11 protein-coding genes are annotated in these 12266 nt (G+C 37.4%); 6 read left to right on the top strand and 5 right to left on the bottom strand.

Features of this window, described 5'->3' with window-relative positions:
- The first annotated feature begins 4 nt into the window (after positions 1–4).
- From ABDJ41_RS01725 to ABDJ41_RS01715, 3 genes are read left to right on the top strand one after another with little or no spacing between them, the layout of a single operon-like run.
- On the top strand, positions 5–2419 hold the full coding sequence (locus ABDJ41_RS01725) for a TonB-dependent receptor (protein WP_349784008.1): 2415 nt from the start codon (positions 5–7) through the stop codon (positions 2417–2419).
- A 34-nt stretch (positions 2420–2453) separates the two neighbouring features.
- On the top strand, positions 2454–3008 hold the full coding sequence (locus ABDJ41_RS01720) for an NUDIX domain-containing protein (RefSeq protein ID WP_349784007.1): 555 nt from the start codon (positions 2454–2456) through the stop codon (positions 3006–3008).
- A 23-nt stretch (positions 3009–3031) separates the two neighbouring features.
- Positions 3032–3778: a lysophospholipid acyltransferase family protein gene (locus tag ABDJ41_RS01715; RefSeq protein ID WP_349784006.1), complete on the top strand. Its 747-nt coding sequence runs from the start codon at positions 3032–3034 to the stop codon at positions 3776–3778.
- Here ABDJ41_RS01715 and ABDJ41_RS01710 read toward each other — a convergent pair whose 3' ends face one another.
- Together ABDJ41_RS01710 and ABDJ41_RS01705 are read right to left on the bottom strand one after the other, a co-directional pair.
- Positions 3779–4537 (bottom strand): LytR/AlgR family response regulator transcription factor, encoded by a 759-nt coding sequence (locus tag ABDJ41_RS01710; RefSeq protein WP_349784005.1) that lies wholly within the window; start codon positions 4535–4537, stop codon positions 3779–3781. It abuts the gene before it with no gap.
- Positions 4534–5568, bottom strand: a complete 1035-nt coding sequence (locus ABDJ41_RS01705; RefSeq protein WP_349784004.1) for a sensor histidine kinase — start codon at positions 5566–5568, stop codon at positions 4534–4536. The genes ABDJ41_RS01710 and ABDJ41_RS01705 overlap by 4 nt, the downstream gene beginning before the upstream one ends.
- Before the next feature lie 223 nt (positions 5569–5791).
- Between ABDJ41_RS01705 and ABDJ41_RS01700 the strand changes: the two genes are divergently transcribed.
- The 3 genes from ABDJ41_RS01700 to ABDJ41_RS01690 all read left to right on the top strand — a co-directional run bounded on the left by ABDJ41_RS01700 (position 5792) and on the right by ABDJ41_RS01690 (position 8558).
- Entirely contained in the window at positions 5792–5965 is a 174-nt protein-coding gene (locus ABDJ41_RS01700) for a hypothetical protein (RefSeq protein WP_349784003.1), read from the top strand.
- 221 nt (positions 5966–6186) lie between these two features.
- On the top strand, positions 6187–6564 hold the full coding sequence (locus ABDJ41_RS01695; RefSeq protein WP_349784002.1) for a BlaI/MecI/CopY family transcriptional regulator: 378 nt from the start codon (positions 6187–6189) through the stop codon (positions 6562–6564).
- On the top strand, positions 6561–8558 hold the full coding sequence (locus ABDJ41_RS01690; RefSeq protein ID WP_349784001.1) for a TonB family protein: 1998 nt from the start codon (positions 6561–6563) through the stop codon (positions 8556–8558). The genes ABDJ41_RS01695 and ABDJ41_RS01690 overlap by 4 nt, the downstream gene beginning before the upstream one ends.
- Before the next feature lie 85 nt (positions 8559–8643).
- On the opposite strand, the gene ABDJ41_RS01685 is transcribed toward ABDJ41_RS01690, so the two are convergent.
- From ABDJ41_RS01685 to ABDJ41_RS01675, 3 genes are read right to left on the bottom strand one after another with little or no spacing between them, the layout of a single operon-like run.
- Positions 8644–9414: a succinate dehydrogenase/fumarate reductase iron-sulfur subunit gene (locus tag ABDJ41_RS01685; RefSeq protein ID WP_349784000.1), complete on the bottom strand. Its 771-nt coding sequence runs from the start codon at positions 9412–9414 to the stop codon at positions 8644–8646.
- 26 nt (positions 9415–9440) lie between these two features.
- Positions 9441–11420 (bottom strand): fumarate reductase/succinate dehydrogenase flavoprotein subunit, encoded by a 1980-nt coding sequence (locus ABDJ41_RS01680; protein ID WP_349783999.1) that lies wholly within the window; start codon positions 11418–11420, stop codon positions 9441–9443.
- A 25-nt stretch (positions 11421–11445) separates the two neighbouring features.
- Positions 11446–12126 carry a succinate dehydrogenase cytochrome b subunit gene (locus ABDJ41_RS01675; protein WP_349783998.1) on the bottom strand — a complete coding sequence of 227 codons (681 nt, stop codon included), beginning with the start codon at positions 12124–12126 and terminating at the stop codon, positions 11446–11448.
- Between the last annotated feature and the right edge of the window lie 140 nt (positions 12127–12266).

Below are 12266 nucleotides of genomic sequence, written 5' to 3'. Positions count from 1 at the left end.
AACATTGAAAAAGAATTTATCCTTTATTATTGGTCTTTTATTACTGATAAGCGTTACTAATGTGTATGCTATTGTTGAAAAAGGCATTATTACTGGCAAGGTCATTGAACAGGTCGGCGCCCTCCCGATACCATCAGCAGTAGTAGCAATTTATGAGGCCGGTGTAGAGCAACCCTTAAGAACTACATCAACAGATGAAAATGGACTTTTCAAATTCGAAGCCCTAAAGTCTGGTACATATAAAATTAAAGTAAGCTTTGTCGGCTTTACAAGTTTAACTGTAAATGACGTTACCATAACAGAAAAAAGCCTTGAACGTGATCTTGGAAGCCTGAAGTTAAGCAGTGAGCAAAATGATCTGAACGAGGTTACAATTACTGCAGAAAAACCTGTGATTGAGTTCGCTGCAGACATGATTACCTACAACGTAGACAAATCAATATTGGCCGAGGGAAGCACGGCAAATGACATCCTTAAGAATGTTCCAATGGTACAGGTAGATATCGATGGAAATGCAACTATTGCAGGAAAGCGTTCAACAAGGATTTTTATTGACGGTAAGCCCTCTGATTATATGACTTCCAATATTGCTGATCTTTTAAATGTCCTACCTTCTGATGCAATTCAAAAGATAGAAGTAATGACAAATCCCCCTGCAAAATATTCCGGAGATGGCGAAGGAATTATCAATATTGTAATGAAAAAGGGATTTGCTATTGGTTTTAATGGAAATGCGGGTATTACAGCGGGAGCGCAGGGTAATACAAACATGAATACTAATGCCTCTTATCGAAGTAAAAACTATTCCCTTACAGGTAGCGCAGCTTACAGAAGTGGCATAGGTAAAAGTACTTCTAACTCTTATCGCGAAAACTTTGACCTGGTTAAAGACACCACATTCTATTATGATAATTATACTGACAATAAAAGCAATAGTAATGGTGGAAATTTCAGGGCTGGACTTGACTGGGATATTTCCCCTTCTCAAAATTTACGGGTAAGCACTAATTTCAATATCAACAACAGTGATAGTAGGTCTGGTACTGATTTTAACTTTTTAAGTGAAGAACTTGACTTGCGTCGGGTACGTAAACAATTAAGCACAGCAGATGGAGATAGTTATAATGTAGTCTTTAATGCTGACTATAGCCTTACAGCAAAAGGGAGTGGAGAGAAGCTTACAATTGGCATTACTTATAACAAAAATGCCAACAATAGCTTAAGAATTCTGGATCAGCATTATACCTTACCCACGACTCTAAAACCTACACTTAGAGAGACCGGTACAGGTATTGGCAATAATGGACTCACATTTAATATAGATTATGATAAGCCGGTTTTTAATAAACGTGATCGGTTTGAGGCTGGTTTAATGTTCACTCAACGAAAGAATGATAACGACTTATTGGTTAGAGATTTTAATTTTACGACAGAAGAATATATAATTTCCCAGAAACTTAGCAATGAGTTCTTATATAATGAAAGAATTATGGCCGGGTACAGCTCTTATAATTATAAAACCAAAAGTTTTGGCTTTAAAGCTGGAATCAGAGCTGAATTGACCGATGTAGATTTTGACCTCTCCTCTGGAGAAAACTATAATGTTAAGCCTTATCTGAGTTTATTCCCAAATATTTCAGTTAACCATTTTTTTAAAAAAAGATACAACATAGGAGCTACTTACAGTGTGCGTGTAAATCGACCAAGAGAAAGTTTCCTCAATCCTCAGATCAATGACAACGATCCCCTTAATATATGGTTTGGTAATCCGGAATTGATACCTGCATATACCCACCAAATGGATGTAAGCTTCGGTGTTTTTGGCGAAACATGGTCGTTTACGCCGCGTCTATCTTATTCAACAAGCAGTGGTGTAATTGAACGTTACCGCTCTGTAGAAGTAGTTAATGGTGTTGCTACTTCCGAAACTACTTACTTTAATGTTGGGTCCAATGATATTTTTGGATTGATTCTGATAGGTAACTACAAGCCAAGCAAAAAACTATCTACCAACGCTAATTTCACACTTACGCAAAGCAATTATAAATCAGCCTTAAATTCAGCCTTAAACAGAACAGGTATCAGCTTTCGAAGTGCCATGGGACTTTCCTTACAGTTACCGCTTAGAACAGCTTTTGAAACCAATGTAAATTATGTGAACAATGTAAATGCGCAAGGGCGGACAAAAGGATCTATAACGAGCAGCATGGCTGCGAGGAAAACATTTCTCAAAAACAGGCTAAGCGCCCGCATAATTGTGTCAGACCCTTTTGGAAGCCGTAATAATCGATTATTTAGTGAAGGGGTTAATTTTAAACTTCAAAGCTTGTCAACCCACAACACCAGTAATGTAACAATGAGTGTTAATTATCGATTTACAAAAATTAAAAAAGTACCACCTGCTCCTAAACCCAAATAGCAAGGCTAAAAACAGAATTTCGTATATTGCGCACATGGAACAGCATAATCCCTGGATAACTATTGACAGCCATAAGATTTACGAAAATCAATGGATTGGATTGACTGAGCATAATGTAATCAACCCCTCTGGAGGTAAAGGCATCTATGGCGAAGTACACTTCAAAAACTATGCAATTGGCATTATGGTTTTGGATGCAGACCACAATACCTGGCTTGTTGGACAATATCGCTTCCCCCTAAAGGCCTACAGCTGGGAAATCCCGGAAGGTGGTGGCCCGCTTGAATCTGATCCACTGGAAAGTGCAAAACGGGAGCTTCTGGAAGAAACAGGACTTACTGCAAATGAATGGACTGAAATGCAGCGGATGCATCTGTCCAACTCTGTAAGCAATGAGCTTGGTATTATTTACATGGCAAGAGATCTTGCTCAGGGCGAATCCTCTCCTGAGGAAACAGAACAGCTGGAATTACGTAAATTACCTTTTGATGAAGCTTATCAGATGGTAGTCAATGGAGAAATTACAGATAGCATGAGTGTTGCCGCTATATTAAAAACCAAACTATTGATCCTGGACGGTCATATATAATCTTTATCTACTGAACAAATATTATGAACAAGTTTTTCGGCTATATCTTCAGCCCGTTTTTTTACATCTTTTTCGGGTTGTCATTAGTTATTTTTCACCCTATCCAATGGATTTGCTACAGGTTTTTTGGTTACAAGGCACATAAAGCTTCTGTTGATGCCCTGAATTTTTTTCTAACCTATAGCGCCCTTTTGATGGGCAGCTCAATTACTTTTTTAAATGAGCAGAACCTGCCGCTTGACCGCCCTATTATCTTTGTGTCCAATCACCAAAGTATGTACGATATTCCCGGGTTAATCTGGTTCCTGAGAAAATTCCATGTAAAATTTATTTCTAAAATTGAATTAACAAAAGGTATCCCATCTATTTCATACAATCTTAAATATGGTGGTGGAGCAAATATAAATCGCAAGGATAGTAAGCAAGCGGTATCCGAGCTGATAAAACTCGGTCGACGGATGAAAGAAAACAACTGGTCTGCCATGATATTTGCCGAGGGCACCAGGGCTAAAGATGGTCAGATGAAGCCCTTCCAGGTTGGCGGTATTGCAACACTTTTAAAAGTAGTTCCCGATGCACTGATTGTACCTGTAGCCATTGAAAATTCGTGGAAACTAGTTCAATATGGAATGTTCCCATTAAGCTTTGGTGAAAAATTAAAATGGACTGTATTGCCTCCTTTAAATATAGCAGATAAGAATCCTGAACAAATTGTACTAGAAGCTGAGAATGCAATAAGAACGAAATTAAACCAGATTAAAGCGGTTTAATTATATGTTCTTATTATCAATATGCCTGAAGAACTCATCCCTGTAAGTATCACCTATTGGAATAATCTTACTACATATCGTGATTCTGCTCCGTTCTATACTTTCAATTTTATCAAGCGCTATAATATAGGATTTATGAACTCTGATGAATTGATCTTTTGGTAAAGTCTCTTCCATCTTTTTCATATTCTGTAAAGTAATTATACGTTCGTTCTTCGTAAAGATAGAGATGTAATCTTTCAGACCTTCAATATAAAGAATATCATCCAGTTCTATTTTCTGGATCTTGTGTTCTGTTTTAACAAAAATAAAATCCTGAATCGGGCTGGCGACTGGGGCAACAGGTGCTGGTGCAGCTGCAAATAGGGACTGTATAGTCGAATCTGAAGAAGGATGGGATTTTAAACGATCATGAACCTTTTCTACAGCTTTATAGAATCGGTCAAAAGCGATAGGTTTCAAAAGATAATCTGACACATTAAGATCATAACTTTCCAATGCATACTGAGAATAAGCAGTAGTTAAAATATAACTTGCCTTACCATTGGCAATCTTTAAAAACTGTATTCCTGTAAGTTCGGGCATCTGAATATCCAGAAACACAAGGTCAATCCCTCCTGCCTGCACCATCTGCAATGCTTCTATTGCATTTTCCGTACGCTTAACCAATTCCAGAAAAGGAACTTTAGAAACATAATCCTCAATAATATCCAGCGCTAATGGCTCATCATCAACGGCAATACATTTTAACTTTGTCATATATCAAGCATTAGTTCTGTAGTATAATGAGTTTCCGAATTTACGATATTTAATTTATACCGTTCAGGATAAAGCAGCTGTAATCTGCGCTCTACATTGTTCAGCCCCACACCACCCATCAGATCTTTATTGTATTTATTCTTTTTATTACTCACACTAAAATGCAGTATCTTCTGATTGGCAATGATATTAATCCTTATCGGATCATTTGGGTCATTGGCAACACCATGTTTAAAAGCATTCTCCACAAAAGAAATTAGAATCAAAGGCACCACAGGCTGATCATCGATCTCTCCATTTATGGTAAATTCTACCGCCGCTCCATCTTTAAATCGTAATTTCTGCAATTCTATATAACTCTGAACATAGGCTACTTCTTTACTTAAAGACACCCAACTGTCATTACTCTCATAGATCATATAACGCATAATCTCAGACAGCTTTAAAATGGCATCAGCTGTTTTTTCTGATTTTTGATAAGCAAGCGAATAAATGTTATTTAATGAATTGAATAAAAAGTGAGGATTAAGTTGAGATTTTAAGAACTGCAATTCCATATCTCTTTTTTCACTTACTAAGTCGCGCTGAATCCGCTCACTGCCAAACCAATCTATGGCAAGTTTTAATAAAGCACTTACCACGACAAAAAAACCAGATACAAAGATGGAAAATACTACGTATTTGGTCAGCTCAAGGTACTCTATTTTACCTGTACGCTCATCGAGGTAACTTAAAAAGAAATCACTGTTAAGGCTTGCCACTACGATTTTTATAAGCACCATAATGCCAATGAGCATAAATATGGAAAGCATATATAGTCCATACTTTTTCTTTTGCTTAACCAGGATAGGAATAAGCAGCGTATAATTAATGTAAAAGATAGACAAATTGATTAAGGCAAAATAAGCAAACCTGACTCCTGCCTCATATAATGTAGGTCGTTCATGCGCATTGAAAGTGTCCCAGAGCAATACTGACAGAATAAGTATCCAAAATACAAGATGTACAGCTAGGGGGCCTTTGCTTTTCATTTAAACTAGTTAATAATTGTGAGCTGATCTGTCAAATTACACAAATCTAATTATTTTAAAATGCAGGTGATCGACGAACTGGCATTTTTCTTCTACCAAATCCTTTTTACCGTTTATCTAAGAAATTATACACTTGGTCTAAAAGATTTTAAGAGCCTGATTTTAATTATTCTATTTGTTTCATCAAACAACAACAAGAAATTAAAAACTTAATAAAAGACATATGAAAACTTTAGCAAACACTTCGCCTTTTCTATTGCTTCTGGTACCAGTCTTTATAATGATACTATTAACCTTTACAAAGGTTGGACCTAATAACCAAACCGAAGATGTAGTATCTAAAACACCTGCAACGCAGAACGGTTTTATAAAGGTAAGTATTCCTTTTTCCAGATAATAGATCTGCACACTCCTGCCTGAATACATCATGTCAGGCACTTAAATAGAAAATTTAGTTTAGTTAATAATAAATCTGGCGGTGGATACCGCCATTTTTTTTGTACAATATTTTGAAAACTAAAAAATTAGTTATAGATTCATACTAAAGTTTTAGTTATACCGTAAAATACGCGTCAAACGGAATAACAAACCAATATAAATAATCTAACGAAATAAAATATGGAACTAAAAGATCTAACTAAAGCGGAAGAGCAGATCATGCAAATTATCTGGCAATTAGAAAAAGGCTTCGTTAAAGAAGTAATGGATCATCTGCCTGAACCCAAACCTGCTTACAACACCGTATCTACCATCATTCGTATACTTGAAACCAAAGGATTTCTGGGCCATGAGGCTTTTGGTAAATCTCATAAATACTATCCCTTGATCAGTAAAGAAGATTATAAACGTCATGCAACGGAAAAACTATTAGACGGATATTTTGAAAGTTCTGTAGAAAGTATGTTTTCCTTTTTCGTTAAGGAGGAAAAGCTTGACCTGAGTGATGTAGATGAAATTCTTAAAATGATTAACAAAATTAAAAACAGACCAAGATGAGTTGGGCACATTATATCCTGCAAGTCAACATTTACCTGGTGGTATTTTACGGCTTCTATAAGTTACTTTTAGACAAGGAAACTTATTTCACCCTTAACCGAATCTATTTAGTTTCTGTCGGCATCTTATCCCTTGCTATCCCATACTTAAGATTTGAATGGTTTACCAAACAAACAGTTGTACAACCTGTATATGTAAGCGTAGGGCAATTAATGAGTCAGGTAAGCATTGTTGAAGATAACAATACTGATTTTAACACAGGTAATCTGATCGTTTTGGTCTACCTGACAGGCAGTTTATTATTTGCTTCAAGGTTTATGGTTAACCTATGGTCCGTGACCAAAAAGATAAAAAAACAAGACAGTGACGATGCCTTTTCATTCTTCCGTAGTAAAAGAATTGGAAACGACTTGCCTTACTCTAATACAATCCATAGACATGAAGACACGCACATTCGCCAGTGGCATAGTGTTGACGTTATCTTTTTTGAGGTACTAAATATCTTTACCTGGTTTAATCCTATCATTTACTTCTACAAAAATTCCATTAAAAGTATTCATGAATATCTTGCAGATGATGAAGCTGCCAGATTTCAAGGGAGTAAAGATGAGTATGCTTTGCTATTGCTAAGCCGCGCCTTTGGTGTCCCGGTCAATACCCTAACGAACAATTTTTTTAATAAATCATTAATAAAAAGGAGAATATTCATGTTACATAAACAACGATCACAGAAAGTAGCCATTCTTAAATATGGTCTCTTCATCCCTCTATTTGCTATTGCTTTAATGATGTCTTCAGCAACAATCAGCAATAACGAAAAGATACAAAGCATTGCCGATAACATACCTTTAAACACTCCACTCGAAGTGGTAAATGATATACTGACTGCGACAGTTAAACCAATTGCACCAGAATTGGTAAAAGGAAAACAAAGTGCCAGTCAGGATATGCCACATAAAATGGCTGGATGGGATGATTTTTACAAATTTGTAAAGATGAATATCAAATACCCATCGACAGCACAAAAAGATAAAATCATGGGTACTACGATGATAAAATTCACAGTTGCGGATGGACAGCTTGAAGATTTAGGAATTGCAACAAAATTAGGAGGAGGATGCGATGCAGAAGCGCTAAGATGTATTGCGCTATTCGATGGTTACAAATCTATCAAAAATGGTAAATACACCTTAAAAATTAGTTTTCATCTTAATGATAGCAAAGAACCCATGCAAAATGCGAAAACTACAGCTTTAAGTGGATATAAAGCCTTAAATGAGGTTGTGGTAATGGGATATGGAAGCAAAGCCATTACAGTGGCAAATAATGACGGAGAGGATAAGGTTTATGATTTTGTTTCCCTTGAGAAACAGGCCGAATTCCCTGGAGGAATGGCCAGATTTTATGAATACTGGAGTAAAAATGTTAAATACCCAGCAGAAGCAATAGAAAACAATGTAGAAGGCAATGTATTTTTATCCTTTATTGTGGAAAAGGACGGTACATTAAGCGACATTCAAGTTGAGCGAAGCCTTGGAAGTGGTACAGATGAAGAAGCAGTACGTGTATTGAAAGGGTCCCCAAAATGGATTGCAGGAATACAAAAGGGCAAAGCCGTACGCGTAAAATATCATATTCCAATCGGATTCATGTTGAATAAAACATCTCAGAGTACACCCAGTAGTAAAATCAAACAAGGTCTATTGCCTTTACAAGATGTCAAAGATATCCGTTTTGGAGATAGTTCCGGTGGCGAAATGAAATTTGGTGAAAAACCCGGAAATCAACCACTTTATATAGTAGATGGAAAAACTATTGATCCGGAAACTGCAAAAGATTTAGATCCTACAACCATTGAATCTATATACGTATATAAAGATGCCAAAGCAACGGCACTATATGGTTCAAGGGCTAGCAATGGTGTAATTATCATCAACACCAAAAAAGCCAAAACCACTGAAAAAGTCAACGACAAAAAGGACGAAAAAGAGTAAGCTAAACAAAAAGTACTACGCAAAGAAACCCGGTCAATGCGTCCGGGTTTCTTCGTGTAGTACCTTGTCTCGTTTTATAAAACTATTAAATATCTTCCTCAGATACAAATTTTGCAGAATAAAAATCTCTATTCATACGTGCTATGTTCTCTAAAGATATGCCTTTAGGGCATTCTGCCTCACAAGCTCCTGTATTGGTACAATTTCCAAAGCCTTCGGCATCCATCTGTGCAACCATGCTCTGAACCCTACGGTAACGCTCTGGCTGTCCTTGTGGTAATTGTGCAAGCTGAGAAATCTTTGCAGATACGAATAACATAGCTGAAGCATTTTTACAAGTTGCAACACAAGCCCCACATCCGATACAAGCTGCAGCTTCGAAAGCTGAATCTGCTTGTACTTTAGGAATAGGCAGATTGTTAGCATCCTGTGCATTCCCTGTGTTAACTGAAATAAAGCCTCCTGCTGCAATAACTCTATCGAATGCAGATCTATCTACAGTTAAATCTTTTATTACTGGAAAAGCCTTTGCTCTCCACGGCTCAACAACGATGGTATCTCCATCTTTGAATGATCGCATGTGTAACTGGCAAGTAGTAATTCCTTCTTTTGGCCCGTGCGGTCTACCATTAATAAACATAGAACACGCACCACAAATTCCTTCTCTACAGTCGTGATCAAACACAACAGGCTCGTCTCCCTTAGAAATAAGCTCTTCGTTTAATACGTCAAACATTTCTAAGAAAGACATATCAGGAGAAATCTCTGATATTTTATAATCAACCAAACCACCTTTGGCTTTGTTATTCTTTTGACGCCATATTTTTAGCGTTAAATTCATATTTCCTGTACTCATGATATTGAGATTTTAGTACTTAGCTATTATTTATAACTCCTTTGTGCAACCTTGATGTTTTCGAACTTCAGCTCTTCTTTGTGTAATTCGAATTTTACACCTTCCTTATATTCCCATGCAGCAACATAAGCGTAGTTTTCATCATCACGCATTGCTTCACCTTCCTCAGTCTGATATTCTTCCCTAAAGTGGCCACCACAAGATTCGTTTCTGTTCAATGCATCAATACACATCAATTCACCAAGCTCTATAAAGTCGGCTACACGACCAGCCTTTTCAAGCTCAGGGTTAAACTCATTTGCCTCTCCTGGAACACGAACATCACTCCAGAATTCCTTACGAAGCTCTTGAATTTCTGCAATTGCCTCGGTTAAACCTTTAGCATTACGCGCCATTCCACATTTTTCCCACATGATCTTTCCTAATTTTTTATGGAAATGATCAACAGACTTAGTTCCTTTAATCGCAAAGAATTTGTCAATAATTCCTCTTGCACTAGCTTCAGCTTCTACAAATGCAGGGTGATCCTGTGGAATTGGTTTTGTTGCCAGTTCTTTAGATAAATAAGCACCAATAGTATAAGGAATTACGAAATAACCATCAGCTAATCCTTGCATCAAAGCAGAAGCACCTAAACGGTTAGCACCATGATCAGAGAAATTAGCCTCTCCCAAAGCATACAAGCCTGGTACAGTTGTCATCAAATTATAGTCTACCCATAAGCCGCCCATGGTATAGTGGACTGCAGGATAAATACGCATAGGCAATTCATAAGGATCTTCTCCTGTAATCTGCGCATACATATCAAACAAGTTACCATACTTTTCTTTGATCACCTCACGGCCTAAGCGCATGCAGGTTTCTTTATCTGGGTTATGGATGTTTTGTTTATTTGCTTCAATACGACCATATCGCTCAGTATTGGCTTTAAAATCCAGGTAAACAGCAAGCTTAGATGCACCCACACCGTAACCAGCATCACAACGCTCTTTAGCAGCACGGGAAGCTACATCACGAGGAACAAGGTTACCAAAAGCAGGATACCTACGCTCTAAATAATAATCTCTTTCATCCTCCGGAATCTCCGATGCTTTACGGGTATCATCTTTCTTTTTAGGAACCCAGATACGTCCGTCGTTACGTAACGATTCAGACATCAAGGTTAATTTAGACTGGTGATCCCCTGAAACAGGGATACAAGTAGGGTGAATTTGGGTATAGCAAGGGTTACCAAAAAAAGCTCCTTTTTTATGTGCTTTCCATGCAGCGGTTACGTTACTACCCATTGCATTAGTAGAAAGGTAGAATACGTTTCCATAGCCACCACTGCAAAGCAATACAGCATGTCCTGAATGACGCTCTAGTTCTCCGGTCAATAAATTACGGGCAATAATACCACGAGCTTTACCATCCACAACCACAACTTCAAGCATTTCATGACGAGTAAACATTTCAACTTTACCCATGCCTACCTGACGCTCTAAAGCGCTGTAAGCACCTAAAAGCAATTGCTGACCAGTTTGTCCGGCTGCATAAAATGTACGCTGAACCTGGGTACCACCAAAAGAACGGTTGTCTAACAAACCACCATACTCTCTCGCTAAAGGAACACCCTGGGCCACACACTGATCTATAATATTTGCGCTCACCTCAGCTAAACGATGAACGTTAGCTTCACGTGCACGGTAATCACCACCTTTTATTGTATCATAAAACAAACGATAAGTACTATCGCCATCATTCTGATAGTTCTTTGCTGCATTGATACCACCTTGAGCTGCAATAGAGTGAGCTCTTCTAGGTGAATCCTGGAAGCAAAAACATTTAACCTTATAACCCATTTCAGCAAGGGTAGCTGCTGCTGAAGCACCTGCCAGCCCCGAACCTACTACGATAATTTCTATACTTCTTTTATTGGCCGGATTAACCAATGGCATAGAAGAACGTAATTTAGTCCATTTCTCTGTTAACTCTCCTTCAGGTATATGAGCATTTAATTCTGCCATGTTGTTTAAACTTTAAGATCTAAAATTATTTAATAAGCCCCAGGTACATTGCAATTGGCATAGAAGCGAACAGCAAAGAAATGATGATTGAATACCATACTCCCAGTGATTTGATAATTGGTGTATACTTCTTGTGGTTCCATCCTAAAGTCTGGAATGCAGAAGAAAAACCATGCAATAAGTGATAAGCCAGTGAAACCATCGCCAATACATAAAGTAAAACCAGTAAAGGATCTTTAAAGGTTTCTACCATTACAGCAAACAGGTCATGGTTACCATTTGCATCTATCGTAGGGATGCCAGTAAAACGAGACATCACCCAAAACTTGTTGATGTGAACAATTAAAAAGATCAATAGCAAAGTACCTAATAAACCCATTGAACGAGAATACCACTTACTGTTTGCCGAACCATTATTAACTGCGTATTTAACCGGGCGTGCTGCCTGATTTTGAAATACCAACCTGAAACCCTGGATGATATGCGCAAGCAAGCCTGCGAATAAAACGATTTCCATAGCTCTGATTAACCAGTTAGTACCCATAAAATGTGCACCCATGTTAAACGTTAACCCGCCATCATTTACAAAAATCAAGGCATTGATAAAGCAATGCACTAAAAGAAATGAAATGAGAAACAGGCCCGTAATGCCCATTATTAATTTTTTTCCAATTGATGAGGAAAAAGCCTTTCCGAAACTTGCCATTAGATTGTTTTTTTATTTCTGATTATGTGCAAAAGTATTTAATAAAAGAATTAATTCGTTAATTCCAAGCAACAATACGCTATTTAGAAACATTCTAACATTACAATTAGATGATAAAACTAAATTCCAATGAATTCCTC

Origin of the sequence: Pedobacter sp. ASV1-7 (assembly GCF_040203335.1) — a bacterium.
In the GTDB taxonomy this organism is placed as follows: Bacteria; Bacteroidota; Bacteroidia; order Sphingobacteriales; family Sphingobacteriaceae; genus Pedobacter.
This window is presented reverse-complemented; position numbering and strand designations above follow the sequence as displayed.